Genomic DNA, 22681 nt, shown 5'->3' with positions numbered 1-22681 from the left:
AGGCCGATGCGTCGGCTGCCATCTACTTAGCCAAAGGCTCTGGATTACCCATGTCGGACCGTATCGAACTTTATCTCACCTGCCCCAAGGGCCTCGAAGGCCTGCTCGTCGAAGAGGCCCGGGAGCTGGGCCTGACCGAGGTGCGCGAGCACACCTCGGCCATCCGCGGCGAGGCCGACATGGAAACCGCCTACCGCCTGTGCCTCTGGTCGCGCCTGGCCAACCGCGTGCTGCTGGTGCTCAAGCGCTTCCCGATGAAGAACGCCGATGACCTTTATGACGGGGTCAACGCAGTGGACTGGGCCGACCACCTGGCCGCCGATGGCACCCTGGCGGTGGAATTCAGCGGCCATGGCTCGGGAATCGACAACACTCACTTCGGCGCGCTGAAGGTCAAGGATGCGATCGTCGACAAGCTGCGTAACCGTGAAGGCCTGCGCCCGTCGGTGGAAAAGATCGACCCGGATGTGCGCGTGCACCTGCGCCTGGACCGTGGCGAGGCGATCCTCTCCCTGGACCTGTCCGGCCACAGCCTGCACCAGCGCGGCTACCGCCTGCAGCAGGGCGCGGCGCCGCTCAAGGAAAACCTGGCGGCGGCGGTATTGATCCGCGCCGGCTGGCCGCGCATCGCCGCCCAGGGCGGCGCCCTGGCCGACCCGATGTGCGGTGTGGGTACCTTCCTGGTCGAGGCGGCCATGATCGCCGCCGACATGGCCCCCAACCTCAAGCGCGAGCGCTGGGGGTTCAGCGCCTGGCTCGGCCATGTGCCGGCGCTGTGGCGCAAGCTGCACGACGAAGCCCAGGCTCGTGCCCAGGCCGGCCTGGCCAAGCCGCCGCTGTGGATTCGTGGCTATGAAGCCGACCCGCGGCTGATCCAGCCAGGGCGCAACAACGTCGAGCGCGCCGGCCTGGGTGACTGGGTGAAGATCTACCAGGGTGAGGTGGCCAGCTTCGAGCCGCGCCCGGACCAGAACCAGAAAGGCCTGGTGATCAGCAACCCGCCCTATGGCGAGCGTCTGGGCGACGAAGCCAGCCTGCTGTACCTCTACCAGAACCTCGGCGAGCGTCTGCGCCAGGCCTGCATGGGCTGGGAAGCGGCGGTGTTCACCGGCGCGCCGGAGCTGGGCAAGCGCATGGGTATCCGCAGCCACAAGCAGTACGCGTTCTGGAACGGCGCATTGCCGTGCAAACTGCTGCTGTTCAAGTTGCAGCCCGACCAGTTCGTCACCGGCGAGCGGCGCCAGGCCCAGGTTGAAGAAGGCCAGGAGCGTCGCCCGGCGCCGCAGGCCAGCGAGCCGGCGCGCCTGTCCGAAGGCGCGCAGATGTTCGCCAACCGCCTGCAGAAGAACTTCAAGCAGCTGGGCAAGTGGGCCCGCCGTGAAAAAGTCGACTGCTACCGCGTCTACGATGCCGACATGCCCGAGTACGCCGTGGCGGTCGACCTGTACCACGACTGGGTACATGTGCAGGAATACGCCGCCCCGCGTTCCATCGACCCGGACAAGGCCCAGGCGCGTCTGCTCGATGCCCTGGCGGCCATTCCTCAGGCGCTGGGTGTCGATCAGCAGCGCGTGGTGCTCAAGCGCCGCGAGCGCCAGAGCGGCACGCGCCAGTACGAGCGTCAGGCCACCGAAGGGCGCTTCCAGGAAGTGAGCGAAGGTGGCGTCAAGCTGCTGGTCAACCTCACCGATTACCTGGACACCGGCCTGTTCCTCGACCACCGCCCGATGCGCATGCGTATCCAGCGCGAGGCCGAGGGCAAGCGCTTCCTCAACCTGTTCTGCTACACCGCCACGGCCACCGTACACGCGGCCAAGGGCGGCGCGCGCAGTACCACCAGCGTCGACCTGTCGAAAACCTACCTGGATTGGGCGCGGCGCAACCTGTCGCTGAACGGCTTCTCCGAGCGCAACCGCCTGGAGCAGGGCGATGTCATGGCCTGGCTGCAGAGCGCGACGGACAGCTACGACCTGATCTTCATCGACCCGCCGACCTTCTCCAACTCCAAGCGCATGGAAGGTGTGTTCGACGTGCAGCGTGACCATGTCGAGCTGCTGGACCTGGCCATGGCGCGCCTGGCGCCGGGCGGCGTGCTGTATTTCTCCAACAACTTCCGCAAGTTCCAGCTCGACGAGCACCTGGCGACGCGTTATGCGGTGGAGGAAATCAGCGCCCAGACCCTGGACCCGGACTTCGCCCGCAACAACCGCATCCACCGCGCCTGGCAACTGCGTCTGCGCTGAGACGACGAGGTACGTTGCGCGACTGCTGGCCAGTGGCTATAAAGCACTTAAGGGTTAATACATTCGCAGGACGCTGATGTTGTCGAGAGTCCTTTATGGCGAATGCGGGTGTCCCTGCGAAGTGGTTTGGCCTGCTCGGTGACGAGCTATCGGCCTGGGGCGTGGCCCTGGCGGCGCTGGTCGCCGGCGGCCTGCTCACGGCCGCATTGGCCATTGCCACCCAGAGCTTCTACAAGCAGCAGTTGCGCCAACGCTTCGAACTGCTGGCCGGCGAGCGCTACAGCCGTATCGCCGAGCGGTTCCAGGAACAGGAGCAGCGCCTGGATGGCCTGCGCCGGTTCTTCGACTTCTCCAACGAAATCACTCCCCGCGAGTTCGACGGCTATGCTCGCCCGCTGCTGCACCGCACCCAGGCCTATTCCTGGGCGCCGCGGGTGGAGGCAGGGCAGCGTGAAGCCTTCGAGCAGCGCGCCAGCGGTTTGCTTGCGCAGCGCTACCAGATCCGTGACCAGGGCGCGCAAGGCGGCTGGCAGGCAGCCCCCGCGCGCGACCACTACTACCCGGTGCTGTACAACCAGGCCTCCAGCCAGCAAGGGCAGCCCTATGGCCTGGACCTGCTCGGCCAGCCGAAACGCGCGGCGACCCTGGACAGGGCCATTACCCCCGGCAGCATGGCGGTGTCCGAGCCGCTGGACATGCTCAGCGTCGATCCGGCCTACAGCCGTGGCCTGCTGATGGTGGCGCCGGTGTTCGCCGAATCTGTGCCGGCCGGTGGCCCGCCCAGCGGCTATGTCATGGCGCTGCTCAGCCTGCGTCAGTTGATCGTCGAGAGCTTGCCGACTGTAGCGGACGACAACCTGGTGGTGCGGATCCTCGATCTCTCCACCGAGGGTGGCCACGAGGTGCTGTTCGATTCTGGCAACCAGATGGCGCGCATGGCCCTGGCCAGCAGCCACCTGCTGCACCTGGCCGATCACCACTACCAGCTCGACATCCGCCCCAGCGTGGGTTTCATGGCCGCCAACCGGTCGGCGGCGGTGCAGGTGGTCGGCCTGCTCGGCGGTTTGCTCAGCCTGTTGCTGGCGACCTTGCTGTACAGCCTGTTCAGCCAGCGCCAGCGTGCCCTTGATCTGGTGGCCCGGCGCACCACCGAGCTGCGCATCAGCGAGCAGTCGTTGCGTGAAACCCACAACCAGTTGCGCAGTGTGCTCGACGCCGCGACTCAGGTGGCGATCATCGCCACCAGCCTCAAGGGCGTGATCGGTACTTTCAATGCCGGTGCCGAACGCCTGCTTGGCTATTCGGCCGAGGAAGCGCTGGGCGTGCTCACCCTCGAGGACCTGGTGCAACCCGAAGAGCTGCATCGTCGTGCCCATGCCCTGAGCCTGCGTTATGGGCGCGAGGTTGGCGCGGGCCAGGCGATGTTCGCCGAGACCGTGCAGGAGGGCGGTGGCGAGCCCGGCGAATGGACCCTGGTGCGCAAGGATGGCAGCCACCTGCTGGCCAATATGCTGGTGACCGCGGTACTCGATGAGCAGGGGCTTTGGGTGGGCTACCTGGCGATCTGCATCGACGTCACCGAGCGTCGTCGGGTGCATGAGGCGCTGGCAGCGCGCGATCGATTGCTGGAAAAACTCAGTGCCGAGGTGCCCGGCGGCATCTACCAGTACCGCCTGGATGCCGACGGGCGCTCGTGTTTCCCTTATGCCAGCCAGGGCCTGCACGACATCTACGAAGTCGACCTGGCGCTGTTGCGGCAGGACGCCACGGTGGTGTTCGAGCGCATCCATCCTGATGATCTGGAACGGGTGCGGCGTTCGGTATGGTATTCCGCCGAGCACCTGACACCCTGGCGCGAGGAGTACCGGGTGTGCCTGCCCCGGGCCGGCCTGCGCTGGGTGCGCGGCGAGGCAACGCCGGAAATCGGCGACCACGGTTGCACCCTCTGGCATGGCTACCTGACCGATATTTCCGACCTCAAACGGGTGGAGGAGGAACTGCGCGCGCTGTCGATCACCGATGCCCTCACCGGTATCCACAACCGCCGTTATTTCCAGGAGCGCCTGCGCAATGAGCTCGATCGTGCCCAGCGCGACGGCCTGGATCTGGCGGTGATCATGCTCGATATCGACCATTTCAAACGGATCAACGACCAGTACGGCCACGCGGTGGGCGACCTGGTGCTGCGCAGCCTGTGCCAGCGGATCAGCCAGCGTTTGCGGCGCACCGATGTGTTCTGCCGCTTGGGCGGTGAGGAGTTCATGGTGCTGTGCCCGGGCAGCAATGCCGAGCAGGCGCGGATGCTGGCGCTGGAGCTGTGGCAGGGCGTGCGCAACGTGCCGATCGAAGGTGTCGGGCGGGTGACGGCGAGCTTCGGGGTGGCAGGCTGGCGCGACGGGGAGGGGGCCGATGCGCTGTTGCTGCGGGCGGATGCCGGGGTGTATGCGGCCAAGCAGGGTGGCCGGGATAGGGTCGAGGCGGAGCTTGCTTGACACCCAGGCCCGGCACCAGCGCCAGGCCAGGGTGTCAGCGCTTTACAGGAACACGAACTTGGCGATGAAGATCACGCTGAGCACCCACAGGCTCGGCGAAACCTCCTTCAACTTGCCGGTGCCCGCCTTCAGCGCCACATAGCTGATGAAGCCCAGGGCGATGCCGTCAGCGACCGAGAAGGTCAGCGGCATCATGATTACCGTGACGATCGCCGGGATGCTGTCGGTGGCTTCGTCCCACTCGATGTGCGCCATGCTGCCCATCATCAGCATCGCCACATAGATCAGCGCACCAGCCGTGGCATAGGCCGGGATCATGCCCGCCAGCGGCGCGAAGAACATCGCGGCGACGAACAGCAGGCCGACCACCACGGCCGTCAGGCCGGTGCGGCCACCGGCGGCGACGCCTGCGGCGCTCTCAACGTAGCTGGTGACCGGTGGCACGCCCACCGCGGCACCGAACACGCTGGAGGCACTGTCGGCCTTCAACGCCCGCGACAGGTTCTCGATGCGCCCGTCGGCCGCTACCAGGCCGGCGCGCTGGGCGACGCCCATCAGGGTGCCGGCGGTGTCGAACATGTGCACGAACAGGAACGCGAAGACCACGCTGATCATGCTGACGTTGAACACACCCGCCACATCCATTGCCATCCAGGTTGGCGCCAGGCTCGGTGGCATCGACATCACCCCGCCGAACTTGACCAGCCCCAGGCCCCAGCCGGCCAGGGTGACGCTGATGATGCTGATGAGGATCGCACCGAACACCCGTTTGTAGCTGAGGATCGCGATCATCAGGAAGCACACGGCCGCCAGCAGCGGGCCGGGCTCATGCAGCGAGCCGAGCTTGATCAGGGTGGCCGGGCTGTCGACGACGATGCCTGCGGTTTTCAGGCCGATCAGCCCGAGGAACAATCCGACGCCGGCCCCCATGGCATGGCGCAGGCTCACCGGGATGCTGTTGAGCAGCCACTCGCGCACCCGCGACAGGGTAAGGAACATGAACAGCACGCCGGAGATGAATACAGCCCCCAGTGCGGCTTGCCAGGTGTAGCCCATGGTGCCGACCACGGTGTAGGTGAAGAAGGCGTTGAGGCCCATGCCGGGCGCCAAGCCCACCGGCCAGTTGGCGTACAGGCCCATCAGCAGGCAGCCCAGTGCCGCGGCGATGCAGGTGGCGACGAAGGCCGCCCCGTGATCGATGCCGGCGTCGGCCATGATGTTGGGGTTGACGAAGATGATGTAGGCCATGGTGATGAAGGTGGTCACCCCGGCAATCAGCTCGGTTCGGACGGTTGTGCCATGTCGCTTGAGTTTGAAAATCCGCTCCAGCCAACCCGTTTCGGGCGGCGCAGCGAGATCCAGCGTAGGGGCTTCGGATTTGCGGCTTTCCACAGCGAGTACTCCTCAAGTCTTTCTTGTTGTTCGAAGCCTGATCCTGAGCAATGCACTTGGGGGCTTCGCGAGGGGGTGTGGCAGACGTCCGACCATTTTGTTGACTTGCGGGTCAGGAAGTTGCTCGCAGGATTATGCTTTTGTGTACAAAGAATGCAAATAATGTTTTATCTTTTGTGCGCACAAACTGCCGTACAACGGCTATATAGGTTAAAGGCCCCCTGCAGAAACGGGTCAGCCTGTGTACAATGGCGCCATACCTTGGTCCACCACCTACTTCCAGGACTTGCCCTCCACCCGCTGACAGGTAGTACAGTCACGGTCCGACAGGCAGATCCTTTGTGCTCGAGAGCCCATGAACGAACAGCTGCAACCTCTGAAAAAACCTGTGCGCACTGGCAAGGCCGGCCGCAGCGGTACCCAGGACGACATCGTCTACGCGCACATCTTCGAGGCGATCCTCGAGCAGCGTCTGGCGCCGGGCACCAAGTTGAGCGAGGAGGCACTGGGCGAGATCTTCGGCGTCAGCCGTACCATCATCCGCCGTGCGCTGTCGCGCCTGGCCCATGAAAGCGTGGTGCTGCTGCGGCCCAACCGCGGCGCGGTAGTGGCCAGCCCCACGGTGGAAGAAGCGCGCCAGGTGTTCTTTTCGCGGCGCATGGTCGAACGTGCCATCACCGAATTGGCCGTTCAGCACGCTACCCTCGAGCAGCTCAACGAATTGCGCCAGATGGTGCGCGAGGAGCGTGACAGCTTCTCCCGTGGCGACCGTGGCGCCGGCATCCGCCTTTCCGGCGAATTCCACCTCAAGCTGGCCGAAGCCGCAGGCAATGCCCCGCTGGTGAGCTTCCAGCGCAGCCTGGTGTCGCAGACCTCGCTGATCATCGCCCAGTATGAAAGCGGCAACCGCTCGCACTGCTCGTACGACGAGCACATGCAACTGATCGACGCCATCGAGGCCCGTGACGCCCAGCAGGCGGTAAGCCTGATGATGCATCACATGGACCATATCGACAGCAAGCTCAACCTCGACGAGGAGAGCGCGTCGGACGACCTGCATGCAGTGTTCTCGCACCTGCTGAAAAAGCCCAAGGCCACCGCCAAGGGTTGATCGTTTGCCTGGATGACCGAGGGGCCGCTTTGCGGCCCTTTCGCCGGCAAGCCGGCTCCCACAGGTACAGCGCAAGTCTTGAGAATGGCGCGGTCAAGGTGGGAGCCGGCTTGCCGGCGAAAGGGGCGCGAAGCGGCCCCTGGCGTTACTGGCCCTTGGCCAAAGCTCTGCTAGATTTCAAACCAGCAAACCTTCATCAAGCAGTTGGGCTTGCGCAGTCGTTGCGTCCAATTACTTGAGGAAGGGTCCATGAGTTCGTCTTTGGGTGTGCGCATGGGTGCCGAGCTGGTCGGCACTTTCTGGCTGGTGCTTGGCGGGTGCGGCAGTGCCGTGCTGGCTGCCAGCTCTCCCGTCGGCATCGGTGTTCTGGGTGTCGCCTTCGCGTTTGGCCTGACTGTCCTGACCATGGCTTTCGCCATTGGCCATATCTCTGGTTGTCACCTCAACCCGGCCGTGTCGTTCGGTTTGGTGGTGGGCGGGAGGTTCCCGGCAAAAGAGTTGCTGCCCTATGTGATCGCCCAGGTGATCGGCGCCATCCTGGCAGCAGCGGTGATCTATTTCATCGCCAGTGGCAAGGCCGGCTTCGAACTGGCCAGCGGCCTGGCTTCGAACGGCTATGGCGAGCATTCGCCGGGCGGCTACACGCTGGCGGCAGGCTTCACCAGTGAGGTGGTGATGACCGCGATGTTCCTGGTGATCATCATGGGCGCCACCGATGCCCGGGCACCGGCCGGCTTCGCACCGATTGCCATTGGCCTGGCGCTGACCCTGATCCACCTGATCTCGATCCCCATCACCAACACCTCGGTCAACCCGGCGCGCAGCACCGGGCCGGCGCTGTTCGTCGGCGGCTGGGCGCTGCAGCAGCTGTGGCTGTTCTGGCTGGCGCCGCTGATCGGGGCGGCGATTGGCGGCGCGCTTTACCGGGGGCTGGCAAAACAACCCTAGCGCCAGGCAAAGATTCATCGCGGGGCAAGTCGCATCGGCGCACCGCCGCTCCCACGCTGTATAGCTGTGGGAGTGGGCTTACCCTGCCTGCCTCAGCGCTGGTGCACGCAACGCCCAGCGGCGTAGGTTTCGCGCACGGTGCGGTCGTCGCCCAGGGTGGTGAGCACGAACAGGGTTTCCTCGATGCTGTTGGACTGCTGGATGCGGTAGTCCAGCAGCGGCGTGGCCTTGTAGTCGAGCACCACGAAGTCGGCGTCGTTGCCCGGGCGCAGGCTGCCGATCCGGTCGTCCAGGCGCAGTGCCCGGGCGCCGCCAAGGGTGGCCAGGTACAGCGACTTGAACGGATGCAGGCGCGCGCCCTGCAGCTGCATCACCTTGTACGCCTCGTTGAGGGTGTTGAGCAGCGAGAAGCTGGTGCCGGCGCCCACGTCGGTGCCCAGGCCCACATTGACCTTGAAACGCTCGGCCTGGGGCAGGTTGAACAGGCCGCTGCCCAGGAACAGGTTGGAGGTCGGGCAGAAGGCGATGGCCGATCCGGTTTCAGCCAGGCGCTTGCATTCGTCGTCGCACAGGTGCACGCCGTGGGCGAACACCGAGCGCTCGCCCAGCAGCTCGAAGTGGTCGTACACATCCAGGTAGCCATTCTGCTCGGGGAACAGCGCCTTCACCCATTCGATTTCCTTGAGGTTCTCGGACAGGTGGGTGTGCATGTACACGCCCGGGTGCTCCTTGAGCAACTGGCCGGCCAGGGCCAGTTGTTCGGGGGTGCTGGTGGGGGCGAAGCGCGGCGTGACCGCGTAGTGCAGGCGGCCCTTGCCGTGCCAGCGTTCGATCAGCGCCTTGCTCTCGGTGTAGCCGGATTCGGCAGTGTCGGTCAGGTAGTCGGGGGCGTTGCGGTCCATCATCACCTTGCCGGCGATCAGGCGCAGGTCCAGGCGCTCGGCTTCTTCGAACAGGGCATTGACCGACTCCGGATGCACGCTGCCGAACACCAGGGCGGTGGTGGTGCCGTTGCGCAGCAGCTCCTGCAGGAAGATCTTCGCCACCTTGTCGGCATGGGCCTTGTCGGCGAACTGCTTCTCGCAGGGGAAGGTGTAGGTGTTCAGCCAGTCCAGCAGCTGTTCACCGTAGGAGCCGATCATGCCGGTCTGCGGGAAGTGGATATGGGTGTCGATGAAGCCTGGGGTGATCAGGGCATCCTGGTAGTGCACCACCTCGATGTCGGCCTCAAGGGTCGGCAGCAGCTCGCTGGCGTGGCCGAGGGCCTTGATGCGGCCGTTGTCGATTACCAGCAGGCCATCCTCGTAGTATTCCTGGGAGGCTTCCAGGCCGACCTCGGCGGGGTCGGCGATGCTGTGCAGGATGGCGGCTCGGTAGGCTTTGCGGGTTGCGGTCATGAATACGCTCGTCAAAGGGTCTGGCTGCGCCGGGAAGGCGGCAGCAACTGGGTGATCTGGCCGGCGTTGGCGGCACTGTCGTGCTGGCCGAAGCAGGCGTTGTAGGTGGCAATGATTTCGGCGGCGATGGACACGGCGATCTCGATCGGCAGCTTGCCCTTCACTTCGGCCAGGCCCATCGGGCAGCGCATCCGCGCCATCAATGCGTCTTCGTAGCCGCGTTCGCGCAGGCGGTGCTCGAACTTGGCCCGTTTGGTCTTCGAGCCGATCAGGCCGAACCAGGTGAAATCATTGCGTTTGAGAATGGCGGCGGTCAGTTCCAGATCCAGCTGGTGGTTGTGGGTCATGACGATGCAGTAGCTGCCTGGCGGCAGGTCCGCGACTTCGTCGACCGGCTCCTCGCTGACGATCTTGCTCACCCCGTTGGGGATGTGCTCGGGGAATTCCTGCTCGCGCGAATCGATCCAGCGCACCCGGCAGGGCAGCGCGGCGAGCAAGGGTACCAGAGCCCGGCCGACATGGCCTGCGCCGAACACGGCGATCTGCGCCTGCACGCCGCTCATCGGTTCGAACAGCAGTACCGTGGCGCCGCCGCAGCACTGGCCGAGGCTGGCACCCAGGCTGAAGCGCTCCAGGTGTGGCGTGTAGCGGTGTTCCTCGAGCATCTGCCGGGCGATGTGCAGCGCCTTGAATTCCAGGTGGCCACCGCCAATGGTGTCGTACAGCGCGCTGGCGCTGACCACCATCTTCGAGCCTGCGTTGCGCGGGGTGGAGCCGCGCTCTTCGATGATGGTCACCAGCACGCAGGGTTCGCCGCGGGCTTGGTGGTCGGCGAGGGCGTTGATCCATTGGTGCATGTCTTCAATCCTCCTCGTTCCCCTGTGTAGGAGCGGCCTTGTGTCGCGAAAGGGGCGCGTAGCGGCCCCAAGATCTCGGCTGATGCACAGATTTTTGGGGCTGCTGCGCAGCCCTTTCGCGACACAAGGCCGCTCCTACAGAGGGCGGCGCTGTCAGTGCGTTACGGGTTCCAGTTGCTGTTCGGCGGGCTGCTCGGCAGCCACCGCCTTGCGCATCTGCTCGCAGCCCCACAGCACCCGCTCCGGCGTCGACGGCGCGTCGATGTTCGGCTGCACGCGGTAGTCGGCGATGCTCGCCACCGCATCCTTGATCGCGCACCAGGCAGCGATGCCGAGCATGAACGGCGGCTCGCCCACGGCCTTGGAGTGGAACACCGTGTCCTCGGGGTTCTTGCGGTTTTCCACCAGCTTCACGCGCATGTCGATCGGCATGTCGGCCACCGCCGGGATCTTGTAGCTGGCCGGGCCATTGGTCATCAGCTTGCCCTTGGCGTTCCACACCAGTTCCTCGGTGGTCAGCCAGCCCATGCCCTGGACGAAGCCACCCTCGACCTGGCCGATATCGATGGCCGGGTTCAGCGAGTCGCCCACGTCATGCAGGATGTCGGCGCGCAGCATCTTGTACTCACCGGTCAGGGTGTCCACCACCACCTCGACGCAGGCGGCGCCGAAGGCGAAGTAGTAGAACGGCCGGCCACGCGCCTGGCTGCGGTCGTAGAAAATCTTCGGCGTGCGGTAGAACCCGGTGGTCGACAGCGAAACCTGGGCGAAGTAAGCCTGCTGCACCAGTTGCTCGAAGCTGACGATCTGGTCGCGGGCGCGCACATGGCCGTTGCGGAACTCGATGTCTTCCTCGGTGACGTTGTAATGCCGTGCGGCGAACTCGGTCAGGCGCTTCTTGAGGATCTCGGCGGCGTTCTGCGCGGCCTTGCCGTTCAGGTCGGCGCCACTGGACGCAGCGGTCGGCGAGGTGTTGGGCACCTTGTCGGTGTTGGTGGCGGTGATCTGGATGCGGTTGAAGTCCACCTGGAACACCTCTGCCACCACCTGGGCAACCTTGGTGTTCAGGCCCTGGCCCATCTCGGTACCGCCGTGGTTCAGGTGGATACTGCCGTCGGTGTAGATGTGGATCAGCGCGCCGGCCTGGTTGAGGAAGGTGGCGGTGAACGAAATGCCGAACTTCACCGGGGTCAGCGCCAGGCCTTTTTTCAGCACCGGGCTGTTGGCGTTGAATCGGCGGATCGACTCGCGGCGCTCATGGTAGTCGCTGCTGGCCTCGAGCTCTGCGGTCATCTCCTCGAGCATGTTGTGCTCGACGGTCTGGTAGTAGTGGGTGACGTTGCGTTCGGTCTTGCCGTAGTAGTTGGCCTTGCGCACCGCCAGCGGGTCGAGCGCCAGGTGGCGGGCGATATGGTCCATCACCTGCTCGATGGCGACCATCCCCTGTGGGCCGCCGAAGCCGCGGTAGGCGGTGTTGGAGGCGGTGTTGGTCTTGCAGCGGTGGCCATGCACCGTGGCATCGCCCAGGTAGTAGGCGTTGTCGGAGTGGAACATGGCGCGGTCGACGATCGAACCGGACAGGTCCGGCGAGTAGCCGCAGTTGCCGGCTAGGTCGAAGTTGATGCCGTGCAGGCGGCCAGTGTCGTCGAAGCCCACGTCGTACTCGACGTAGAACGGGTGACGCTTGCCGGTCATGGTCATGTCTTCGACCCGTGGCAGGCGCATCTTGGTCGGCTGGCCGGTCAGGCGCGCGATCACCGCGCACAGGCACGCGGGGCTGGCGGCCTGGGTTTCCTTGCCGCCGAAACCGCCACCCATGCGGCGCATGTCGACGACGATCTTGTGCATCGGCACGTCGAGCACTTCGGCAACCAGCTTCTGCACTTCGGTGGGGTTCTGGGTGGAGCAGAACACGATCATGCCGCCGTCTTCAGCGGGCATCACCGAGCTGATCTGGGTTTCCAGGTAGAAGTGCTCCTGGCCGCCGATGTGCAGGGTGCCCTGGATACGGTGCGGGGCGCTGGCCAGGGCGCTGGCCGAGTCGCCGCGCTGGTGGGTGTGGCTGTCGAGCACGAAGTGCTTCTTGCGCAGGGCCTCGACCACGTCGAGCACCGGCTCCAGGTCTTCGTATTCGATGATCGCCGCCATGGCCGCGCGGCGTGCGGTTTCCAGGTCGCGGGCAGCGACGGCGAGCACCGGCTGGCCGAAGAACTCGACCTTGTCGATGGCCAGCAGCGGGTCGCCGGCCACCACCGGGCCGATGTCCTTCAGGCCCGGAATGTCTTCATGGGTGATGGCGATGCGCACGCCTTCGAACTGGTAGCACGGCGTGGTATCGATGCTCAGGATACGCGCGTGGGCACGGTCGGCGGTGCGCGCATAGACGTGCAGCTGGTTGGGGAACTCCAGGCGGTCGTCGATATACACCGCTTCACCCGCCACATGCTTGTCGGCGCTGTCGTGCTTGAGGCTGCGGCCGACCCCGGTGGTCAGGTCCTGGCTGAACAGTGCGGCCATCTCGGCCTGGCTCTTGACGGCGTGATGGTTAGACATAGTCGGTCACCCGGGTTTCGATGTGCGGCGATTGCAGTTCGATGAAGTACTTGCGCAGCAGGTTCTGCGCGGTCAGCAGGCGATACTCGCGGCTGGCGCGGAAGTCGCTGAGCGGGGTGAAGTCTTCGGCCAGGGCCTGGCAGGCACGCTCTACGGTGGCCTGGTTCCAGGGCTTGCCGCGCAGGGCAGCTTCGCAGGCGCGGGCGCGCTTGGGGATTGCGGCCATGCCGCCGAAGGCCACGCGCACGCCGCTGACCACACCGTTCTCGATGCTCAGGTTGAACGCGGCGCATACTGCCGAGATATCGTCATCCAGGCGCTTGGACACCTTGTAGGCGCGGAACGCCCAGTCGTTGGTAGCGCGGGGCACGATGATCTTCTCGATGAACTCGCTGTCCTGGCGTGCGGTGATGCGGTAGTCGATGAAGTAGTCTTCCAGGGCCAGGGTGCGCTGGCGCTCGCCCTGGCGCAGCACCACCTGTGCATCGAGGGCGATCAGCAGGGGTGGCGAGTCACCGATCGGCGAGGCGTTGCCGATGTTGCCGCCCAGGGTGCCCTGGTTGCGGATCTGCAGCGAAGCGAAGCGGTGCAGCAGGTCGCCGAAGTCGGAGTACTCCTCGTTCAGGGCGGTGTAGCAGTCGGTCAGCGGCGTGGCAGCGCCGATTTCCAGGTGGGTGGCGGTCTTTTCGATACGCTTGAGCTCGGCAACATGGCCGACATAGATCATCACCGGCAGGGTCCGGTGGAACTGGGTGACTTCAAGTGCCAGGTCGGTACCGCCGGCCAGCAGGCGCGCCTCGGGGTGCGAGCTGTAGAGGTCGGCCAGGTCCGCCACGGTGAGCGGGACCAGGCAGCGCTTGTCGCCGCTGTTGAGTTCACCGGTCTGTTGCGGGGCGATGGCCTTGAGGCGGGCGATGGTCTGCGCCTGCTGCGCGTCGAACTGATCGCGGCAGGGGCGGGCGCAGCTCTGCTCGGCGGCGTCGAGGATCGGCCGGTAGCCGGTGCAGCGGCAGAGGTTGCCGGCCAGGGCTTCCTGGGCCTGGTGCAGGTCGTGGCCTTCGCTGTTCTTTTGCAGGGCGAACAGCGACATGACGAAACCGGGGGTACAGAAACCGCACTGCGAGCCGTGGCAGTCGGCCATGGCTTTCTGCACACTGTGCAGTTCGCCCTGGTGTTTGAGGCCCTCGACGCTGATCAGCTGTTTACCGTGAAGGGAAGAGACGAACGTCAGGCACGAGTTGAGGCTGCGGTAGCGGATGCTGTCACTGCCCAGCTCGTCGGCGACGAGTTCGCCGACGACCACGGTGCAGGCGCCGCAGTCGCCGCTGGCGCAGCCTTCCTTGGTGCCGGGTTTGCCCAGGTGCTCACGCAGGTACTGCAACACCGTCATGTTCGGGTCCAGGGCATGCTCGTTGCGCAGCTCCTGGTTGACGAGAAACTGGATCACGGGGAGGGCCTCGCAATGGTTTTATTGTTGTTCGGGCGGACTCTAAGCAAGGGCTGACCTCTTGGTCAATAATTTTCTGACTCAAAGGTCAAGAAATTGCCTGCATCACGTCGGAGCCGCCTCAAGGAACCTTTCCCAAGCATAGTTCGCGCCGGGCAACCGGGTTGACCGGGCAGTCGCACAAAGCACTCGATCCCCCCTGCGCGAGCGCAGGGCAAGTGCGCTACAATCGCGCGCTTGTGCACAGCGACCCGATTTCGAAGGAAAACCATGACGTTCAAGGCGCCGGACAGCCTCTCCGAGCAAATTGCCCACTACCTGGCCGAGCGGATCATCCGCGGCGAACTCGCACCCGGCGAGCGCATCCAGGAGCAGAAGGTCACCCAGGCCCTCAACGTCAGCCGTGGTTCGGTGCGCGAGGCACTGCTGATCCTCGAACGCCGCCACCTGGTGGCGATCCTGCCGCGGCGCGGTGCCCATGTGACCGAGCTCGACGAGAACAGCGTGCGCAGCCTGTGCGCGCTGATGGGCGAGTTCTACATCCTGCTGGGCAACGCCGTTGCCCTGCATTGGCGCACCGAGGCCGACTTGCGCCCGTTCCTGGAAATCCAGCAGCGCCTGGCCCAGGCGCACGCCAAGCAGGACATCAAGGCCTTCGTCGCCGACAGCTTCGCGGTAATGCGCGCCGCTTACCCGTTTGCCAACAACCCCTATCTGCAGGAAACCGTCGAGAACCTGCAGCCGGCCATGAGCCGCGCCTACTACCTGGCGCTCGACCAGCGCCAGGCCAACATGGTCGACTACCTCAACCTGTTCGCCCGCCTGCTCGAAGCGGTGGTCGCCCGTGACCAGCCACGCATCCGCGAGGTGCTCACCGCCTATTGCCAGCGCAGCTGCGAGCTGGTGCTGGCGGCCTTGGCGCGGATCTGACCGATGCGCCTGAAGTGCATTCGCCTGGCCGGGTTCAAGTCGTTCGTCGACCCGACCACGGTCAACTTCCCCAGCAACATGGCGGCCGTGGTCGGCCCCAACGGCTGCGGCAAGTCCAACATCATCGACGCGGTGCGCTGGGTGATGGGCGAAAGTTCGGCGAAGAACCTGCGCGGCGAGTCGATGACCGACGTCATCTTCAATGGCTCCACCAGCCGCAAGCCGGTCAGCCAGGCCAGCATCGAACTGGTGTTCGACAACAGCGACAACACCCTGGTAGGCGAGTACGCCGCGTACGCCGAGATCTCGATCCGGCGCAAGGTCACCCGCGACGCGCAGAACACCTACTACCTCAACGGCACCAAGTGCCGCCGTCGCGATATCACCGACATTTTCCTCGGTACCGGCCTTGGCCCGCGCAGTTACTCGATCATCGAGCAGGGCATGATCTCCAAGCTGATCGAAGCCAAGCCTGAAGAGCTGCGCAACTTCATCGAAGAAGCGGCCGGCATCTCCAAGTACAAGGAGCGCCGCCGCGAAACCGAGAACCGTATTCGCCGCACCCAGGAAAACCTGGCACGCCTGACCGACCTGCGCGAAGAGCTGGAGCGCCAGCTCGAACGCCTGCACCGCCAGGCCCAGGCCGCCGAAAAGTACCGTGAATACAAGGCCCAGGAGCGCCAGCTCAAGGCGCGCCTGGCGGCCCTGCGCTGGCGCGACCTGGATGACCGCGTGCGCCAGCGCGAAAGCGTCATCGGTGACCAGGAAATCGCCTTCGAGGCCCTGGTGGCCGAGCAGCGCAATGCCGATGCCAGCATCGAGCGCCTGCGTGATGGCCATCACGAGTTGTCCGAACGCTTCAACCAGGTGCAGGGCCGCTTCTATTCGGTGGCCGGCGATATCGCCCGGGTCGAGCAAAGTATCCAGCACGGCCAGCAGCGCCTGCGCCAGTTGCAGGACGACCTGAAAGAGGCCGAGCGCACCCGCCTGGAAACCGAATCGCACCTGGGCCATGACCGCACCTTGCTGGCTACCCTCGGTGAAGAGTTGCAGATGCTCGAGCCCGAACAGGAACTTACCCTGGCCGCCGCCGAAGAAGCCGCTGCGGCGCTGGAGGAAGCCGAGCTGGGCATGCACGGTTGGCAGGAGCAGTGGGACAGCTTCAACGCCCGCTCCGCCGAGCCGCGCCGTCAGGCAGAAGTGCAGCAGGCGCGCCTGGCCCAGCTTGAAACGAGCCTGGAGCGCCTGGGCGAACGTCAGCGCAAGCTGGGCGAGGAAGACGAGCAACTGGTCGCCGACCCGCAAGATGCTGAGATGCTCGACCTGGCCGAGCAGGTACTCGGCAGCGAACTGTTGCTCGAAGAGTTGCAACTGCAGGAGCAGCAGGTGGTCGAGCAGCTCGAGGCGCTGCGTGAACAGCTGCAGCAGTCCAGCCAGGCGCAGCAGCAACAGCAAGGCGACCTGCAGCGACTCGGCGGCCGCCTGGCGTCCCTGGAGGCCTTGCAGCAAGCTGCACTGGAGCCGGGCGCTGGCGCAGCCGACTGGTTGCGTGGGCAGGGCTTGCAGCAGCGTCCGCGCCTGGCCGAAGGCCTCAGGGTCGAGCCCGGCTGGGAGCTGGCGGTGGAGACGGTGCTGGGTGCCGATCTGCAGGCCGTGCTGCTGGAAGGGTTCGACAACCTCGAATTCACCGCGCTGGAGCAGGGCGAACTGCGTCTGCTGCTGAGCGCGGGCAAGGGAGCAAGTATTCCCGGCAGCTTGCTCGACAAGGTCGAGGGGCGCACCGATCTGTCGCCCTGGCTTGGCCTGGTCAAACCGGTGGAAAGCCTGGAGCAGGCGCTGGCCCTGCGCCCGGCATTGGCCGAGGGCCATAGCCTGGTCAGCCGCGACGGCTACTGGGTTGGGCAGCACTTCCTGCGCATCAGCCGCGGCGGTGAGTCCCAGGGCGGCGTGCTGGCCCGAGGCCAGGAAATCGAGCGCCTGGGCCAGGAACAGTTGGAGCAGCAGGCGCAGCTGGAACAGCTGGACGAGCAGTTGCAGCGTCTGCGTGAGCAGCAGCTTGACCTGGAAGAGCAGCGCGAACAGCTACGCCGCCGCAGCCAGGATGAGAGTCGCCAGCATGGCGAACTCAAGGCGCGGCTGTCCGCCGGCCGCGCCCGCGCCGAGCAGCTCGAACTGCGCCGCAAGCGCCTGCAAGAAGAACTGGCCGAACTGCAGGAGCAGCGCGCCCTGGAACACGAGCAGTTGGGTGAGTCGCGCCTGCTGCTGCAGGAAGCCCTCGACCTGATGGCCCAGGACACCGAGCAGCGCGAACAGCTGATGGCCCGGCGCGACAGCCTGCGCGAAGGCCTCGACCGTATCCGCCAGGAAGCCCGCCAGCACAAGGACCATGCTCATCAACTGGCCGTGCGCCTGGGCTCGCTGCGTGCCCAGCACGACTCCACCCGCCAGGCCCTCGAACGCCTGGAGCAACAAGCCGCGCGCTTGGGCGAACGTCAGGAACAGCTGAGCCTGAACCTGGAGGAGGGTGAGGCGCCCCAGGAAGAACTGCGCCTCAAACTCGAAGAACTGCTCGAGCGGCGCATGAGCGTCGACGAAGAGATGCGCCAGGCCCGCCTGCACATGGATGAAGCCGACCGCGAACTGCGCGATGCCGAGCGCCGTCGCACCCAGGCCGAGCAGCAATCGCAGTTGTTGCGTGGCCAGCTGGAGCAGCAGCGCCTGGAGTCCCAGGGCCTGGATGTACGGCGCAAGACCTTGCAGGAGCAATTGCTGGCTGACGGCTACGATCTTCCGGGCGTGCTCGCCACGCTCGATGAACAGGCCAGCGAGCAGGGCACCGAACAGGAACTGGAGCAGCTCGATGGGCGTATCCAGCGCCTGGGCGCGATCAACCTGGCGGCCATCGAGGAGTACGAGCAGCAGTCCGAGCGCAAGCGTTACCTGGATGCCCAGAATGCCGACCTGGTCGAAGCACTGGAGACCCTGGAAAACGTCATCCGCAAGATCGACAAGGAAACCCGCAACCGCTTCAAGGATACCTTTGATCAGATAAATGCCGGATTACAGGCACTTTTCCCAAAAGTTTTCGGTGGCGGCAGCGCTTATCTGGAACTGACGGGCGAAGATCTACTCGATACAGGGGTGACGATCATGGCGCGCCCACCGGGCAAGAAAAACAGCACGATCCATTTGCTGTCCGGTGGCGAGAAGGCGTTGACAGCCCTCGCCCTGGTGTTCGCCATCTTCAAGCTGAACCCGGCGCCGTTCTGCATGCTCGACGAAGTCGATGCACCGCTGGACGACGCCAACGTCGGGCGTTATGCGCGCCTGGTGAAGGAAATGAGCGAGAGCGTGCAGTTCATCTATATCACCCACAACAAGATTGCCATGGAAATGGCCGATCAATTGATGGGGGTGACCATGCACGAGCCGGGTTGTTCACGCCTTGTGGCGGTGGATGTCGAGGAGGCCCTGGCCATGGTCGATGCGTGATGAGGGAAGATTGGGTGCGATCAAGCAGGTAAAATCCGCAGCAGGTGCGACAGACGGTGTAAAGTTGCCTTTGGTCGTGCTAGCTTTACGTCACTTGTTTTTGCGTGGGTAAAACGCCTGTCAGAACATAGAGTTGGCGCCACGTGTTAAAGGCCTTTGAAGCCTTTGTTTTCAAGCATATTTTTTATAGAGGCACGGGATTACATGGAAATCGGTCTGCGCGAGTGGCTGATCCTCATCGGCGTCATTGTCATTGCCGGGATTCTTTTCGACGGCTGGCGCCGCATGCGCGGCGGCAAGGGCAAGTTGAAATTCCGTCTGGACCGTAGCTACGCCAATGCCCAGGACGATGAAGGCAGTGCCGAGGTGCTCGGCCCTTCTCGTGTGCTGGATACGCATAAAGAGCCCGAGCTGGACGAGACCGACCTGCCATCGCTGAGTGCGCCGGCGCGTGAGCGCGAGCGTGAACGTGAAGCCAAGCCGGCCAAGCAGCCCAAGCGCGGCAAGCGCAACAACAGCGAGCCGCAGCAGGGCGACCTCAACCTCGCCGCCGAGCGCGAGCCCGACCTGTTCGCCGAAAGCGACGATGAGGTGGTTGTCGACAACAGCAGCCGCAACAGCACCGCAGCCAGCAGCGCCAGCGCCCCGGCCCGGGAGCTGCCGCCGATGGAAGAAGTGCTGGTGATCAGCGTGATCTCCCGCGATGAAGGCGGCTTCAAGGGCCCGGCCCTGTTGCAGAACATCCTGGAAAGCGGCCTGCGCTTCGGCGAGATGGACATCTTCCATCGCCACGAAAGCATGGCTGGCCACGGCGAGGTGCTGTTCTCCATGGCCAACGCGGTCAAGCCCGGCGTGTTCGATCTGGACGACATCGACCACTTCAGCACCCGTGCCGTGAGCTTCTTCCTTGGCTTGCCTGGCCCGCGCCACCCCAAGCAGGCTTTCGACGTGATGGTCGCCGCCGCGCGCAAGCTGTCCCACGAGCTCAACGGCGAGCTCAAGGACGACCAGCGCAGCGTGCTCACCGCCCAGACCATCGAGCACTACCGCCAGCGTATCGTCGAGTTCGAGCGCCGGGCGCTGACGCAGAAACGCTGATCCACACCAGCGGTCGGATCCCGCCTCGGTCCGCACCGCGATGATTCAAGCAAAAGAGCAGCCTGGGGCTGCTCTTTTACTTTGCACGAGAAGATGAAAAATGAACGCCGAATCCCGAATCCATGAACTGCGCGCCGAGCTCGACCAGCACAACTATCGTTACTACGTGCTCGACGAGCCTAGCGTGCCTGACTCCGATTACGACCGGCTGTTCAACGAACTCAAGGCGCTGGAGGCCGAGCACCCGCACTTGGTGACCCCCGACTCGCCCACCCAGCGGGTGGGCGGCTCGGCCCTGGCGGCATTCGGCCAGGTGCGCCACGAAGTACCCATGCTCAGCATGAGCAACGCCTTCGATGAGGATGACCTGCGCGATTTCGACCGTCGCGTGGTCGAGCGTCTGGACCTGCCCGCTAACGACCTTTTTGCTGATCACGCCATCGTCGACTACAGCTGCGAGCCCAAGCTCGACGGCCTGGCGGTCAGTCTGCTGTACCGCGACGGCCAGTTGGTGCAGGGTGCCACCCGCGGCGACGGCACCACCGGCGAAGACATCAGCGCCAACGTGCGTACCGTGCGCAACATCCCGCTCAAGCTGCGGGGCGAGGGCTGGCCGGCAGTGCTGGAGGTACGTGGCGAGGTATACATGAGCAAGGCCAGCTTCGAACGGCTCAACGCCGACCAGGCCGAAGCAGGTGGCAAGACCTTCGCCAACCCGCGTAACGCCGCCGCTGGCAGCCTGCGCCAGCTGGACTCGAAGATCACCGCCAGTCGCCGGCTTGAGTTCTGCTGTTATGGCATCGGCCAGGTGTCGGAGCTTTTTGGTGACAGCCATATCGGCATCCTCAAGAAGCTCAGGGCCTGGGGCATACCCATCAGTCGCGAACTCCGGCACGCGGCAGGCATCGAAGAGTGCCTGGCCTATTACCGGGATATCGGCGCACGGCGCAATAACCTGCCCTACGAGATCGACGGGGTGGTCTTCAAGGTCAACAGCCTCGCCTCGCAACGAGAGCTGGGTTTCCGCGCCCGTGAACCGCGCTGGGCGATCGCCCACAAGTTCCCGGCCATGGAAGAACTCACCGAGGTGCTCGACGTCGAGTTCCAGGTCGGCCGTACCGGCGCGGTAACGCCCGTGGCGCGGCTGAAACCGGTCAAGGTGGCCGGGGTCACCGTGTCCAATGCCACCCTGCACAACATGGACGAAGTCGCCCGTCTTGGCCTGTGCATCGGCGACACGGTCATTATCCGCCGTGCCGGCGACGTGATTCCGCAGGTGATGCAGGTGGTGACCGAGCGTCGCCCGGCCGATGCCCGGCCGGTGCGGGTGCCCAGCGCCTGCCCGGTGTGCGGCTCGCAGGTCGAGCGCACGCAGCTGGTCAAGCGCAGCAAGGGCAAGGCGACCACCAGCGAGGGCGCGGTGTACCGCTGCGTCGGCCGTTTGAGCTGCGCAGCCCAGCTCAAGCAAGCGATCATCCACTATGTGTCGCGCCGGGCCATGGACATCGACGGCCTGGGCGAGAAAAGCGTCGAGCAACTGGTCGACGAAGGCCTGATCCGCTCGCCGGCTGACCTGTACAAACTTGAGTTTGAGCAAGTGGTCGCGCTGGAAGGCTTCGCCGAGGTGTCCAGCCGCAAATTGCTCGAAGCCATCGAGGCGAGCAAGCGTCCACCCCTGGCGCGCTTCATCTTTGCCCTGGGCATCCCCGATGTCGGCGAGGAGACCGCCAAGGTGCTGGCCCGCTCGCTGGGCAGCCTGGCGCGGGTACAGGTGGCGCTGCCCCAGGTGCTCACCTACCTGCCGGACATTGGCCTGGAAGTGGCCCACGAGATTCACAACTTCTTCGAGGCCGAGCACAACCGCGAAGTGATCGCGCAATTGCTCGCCAGTGGCATGCAGCTGCAGGACGAGGGTGAGCTCGCCGCCGAGTTCGCCGCCTGCACCACCCTGGCCGGGATGCTGGCCAAGCTCGACATCCCTTCGGTCGGCCCGACCGGTGCCGAGAAGCTGGTGGACAAGCTGGGCACGCTGGACAAGATTATCGCCGCCGATGGCATCGACTTGCGTCAGGCGTTGAATACCAAGCAGGCCGAGGGTGTGCGCGAGTTCTTCAAGGACGAGGCCAACCAGCAGCTGGCTCGGGCCATCGAAGCCCAGTTGCTCGAATTCGGCATGCACTGGTCCTGCGAGAAGAAAACCGCCGAGGGCCTGCCCCTGGCCGGCCAGACCTGGGTGCTTACCGGTACGCTGGAGCGCATGAGCCGGGATGTCGCCAAGGAGAAGCTGGAAAGCCTGGGGGCGAAAGTGTCGGGCTCGGTCTCCGGCAAGACCCACTGCGTGGTCGCCGGCCCCGGTGCTGGCTCCAAGCTGGCCAAGGCCGGTGAGCTGGGAGTCAAGGTGCTGGACGAGGAGCAGTTCGTAGCCTTCATGGCCGGGCAGGGCATTGACCTCTAGCATTGATGGCCAGGCACTCGTGGGAGCGGGCTTGCCCCGCGATGAGGCCATCACAAGTCCTTGAGAAATGATGGTTTTTTCTCAAGCAAAGGTTGTAACTTCAGCGCAGAACGGTACAATGGCGCGGCTCGTCGCTTGGCGAGCCGTCGTGGTGGCCCCATCGGTCCCCCCGCATTGATTACCCGTTAACCTGGTCAGGCCCGGAAGGGAGCAGCCATAGCGGGAACATCGAGTGCCGGGGTGTGGCTGGTGGGGCCGCCTCCATT

The 22681-nt window shown here is 64.9% G+C and carries 13 protein-coding genes and 1 other RNA gene; 9 read left to right on the top strand and 5 right to left on the bottom strand.

Features of this window, described 5'->3' with window-relative positions; all coding sequences use genetic code 11:
* The first annotated feature begins 50 nt into the window (after positions 1 to 50).
* Complete coding sequence (rlmKL, locus tag F6X61_RS01615; RefSeq protein WP_153785092.1) at positions 51 to 2243, top strand: bifunctional 23S rRNA (guanine(2069)-N(7))-methyltransferase RlmK/23S rRNA (guanine(2445)-N(2))-methyltransferase RlmL; 2193 nt, start codon at positions 51 to 53, stop codon at positions 2241 to 2243.
* A 95-nt stretch (positions 2244 to 2338) separates the two neighbouring features.
* On the top strand, positions 2339 to 4735 hold the full coding sequence (locus F6X61_RS01610) for a diguanylate cyclase (protein WP_153785091.1): 2397 nt from the start codon (positions 2339 to 2341) through the stop codon (positions 4733 to 4735).
* A gap of 42 nt (positions 4736 to 4777) precedes the next feature.
* On the opposite strand, the gene F6X61_RS01605 is transcribed toward F6X61_RS01610, so the two are convergent.
* Positions 4778 to 6127, bottom strand: coding sequence for an NCS2 family permease (locus F6X61_RS01605; protein ID WP_153785090.1), 1350 nt, complete (start codon positions 6125 to 6127; stop codon positions 4778 to 4780).
* 355 nt (positions 6128 to 6482) lie between these two features.
* Here F6X61_RS01605 and F6X61_RS01600 point away from each other — a divergent pair, with 355 nt between their 5' ends.
* Both F6X61_RS01600 and aqpZ read left to right on the top strand, forming a co-directional pair.
* Complete coding sequence (locus tag F6X61_RS01600) at positions 6483 to 7238, top strand: GntR family transcriptional regulator (protein ID WP_110991818.1); 756 nt, start codon at positions 6483 to 6485, stop codon at positions 7236 to 7238.
* A gap of 249 nt (positions 7239 to 7487) precedes the next feature.
* On the top strand, positions 7488 to 8186 hold the full coding sequence (gene aqpZ, locus F6X61_RS01595) for an aquaporin Z (protein ID WP_153785089.1): 699 nt from the start codon (positions 7488 to 7490) through the stop codon (positions 8184 to 8186).
* Positions 8187 to 8278: 92 nt separating this feature from the next.
* Here aqpZ and guaD read toward each other — a convergent pair whose 3' ends face one another.
* The 4 genes from guaD to xdhA form a co-directional block, all read right to left on the bottom strand.
* A complete protein-coding gene (guaD, locus tag F6X61_RS01590; RefSeq protein WP_153785088.1) occupies positions 8279 to 9583 on the bottom strand; it encodes a guanine deaminase in 1305 nt (434 codons plus the stop codon).
* 11 nt (positions 9584 to 9594) lie between these two features.
* Entirely contained in the window at positions 9595 to 10440 is an 846-nt protein-coding gene (xdhC, locus tag F6X61_RS01585; RefSeq protein ID WP_110991815.1) for a xanthine dehydrogenase accessory protein XdhC, read from the bottom strand.
* Between the two features lie 153 nt (positions 10441 to 10593).
* Complete coding sequence (gene xdhB, locus F6X61_RS01580; RefSeq protein WP_153785087.1) at positions 10594 to 12993, bottom strand: xanthine dehydrogenase molybdopterin binding subunit; 2400 nt, start codon at positions 12991 to 12993, stop codon at positions 10594 to 10596.
* The gene (gene xdhA / locus F6X61_RS01575; protein ID WP_153785086.1) at positions 12986 to 14440 is read right to left on the bottom strand and encodes a xanthine dehydrogenase small subunit; all 1455 of its coding nucleotides are present in this window, start codon (positions 14438 to 14440) and stop codon (positions 12986 to 12988) included. The genes xdhB and xdhA overlap by 8 nt, the downstream gene beginning before the upstream one ends.
* 270 nt (positions 14441 to 14710) lie before the next feature.
* On the opposite strand from xdhA, the gene F6X61_RS01570 reads away from it, so the two are divergent.
* The 5 genes from F6X61_RS01570 to ffs all read left to right on the top strand — a co-directional run bounded on the left by F6X61_RS01570 (position 14711) and on the right by ffs (position 22670).
* Positions 14711 to 15370, top strand: coding sequence for a GntR family transcriptional regulator (locus F6X61_RS01570; RefSeq protein WP_153785085.1), 660 nt, complete (start codon positions 14711 to 14713; stop codon positions 15368 to 15370).
* Positions 15371 to 15373: 3 nt separating this feature from the next.
* Complete coding sequence (gene smc, locus F6X61_RS01565) at positions 15374 to 18862, top strand: chromosome segregation protein SMC (RefSeq protein WP_153785084.1); 3489 nt, start codon at positions 15374 to 15376, stop codon at positions 18860 to 18862.
* Positions 18863 to 19066: 204 nt separating this feature from the next.
* On the top strand, positions 19067 to 19960 hold the full coding sequence (zipA, locus tag F6X61_RS01560; protein WP_153785083.1) for a cell division protein ZipA: 894 nt from the start codon (positions 19067 to 19069) through the stop codon (positions 19958 to 19960).
* Positions 19961 to 20060: 100 nt separating this feature from the next.
* Positions 20061 to 22415: an NAD-dependent DNA ligase LigA gene (gene ligA / locus F6X61_RS01555; protein WP_153785082.1), complete on the top strand. Its 2355-nt coding sequence runs from the start codon at positions 20061 to 20063 to the stop codon at positions 22413 to 22415.
* Between the two features lie 158 nt (positions 22416 to 22573).
* Positions 22574 to 22670, top strand: an RNA gene (gene ffs, locus F6X61_RS01550) — signal recognition particle sRNA small type.
* Positions 22671 to 22681: the final 11 nt, after the last annotated feature.

It is taken from the genome of Pseudomonas sp. EMN2, assembly GCF_009650555.1.
GTDB classification, from domain to species: Bacteria; Pseudomonadota; Gammaproteobacteria; order Pseudomonadales; family Pseudomonadaceae; genus Aquipseudomonas; species Aquipseudomonas sichuanensis.
Note: the sequence above shows the minus strand (reverse complement) of the source record. Positions and strands in the feature narration are given on the sequence as shown.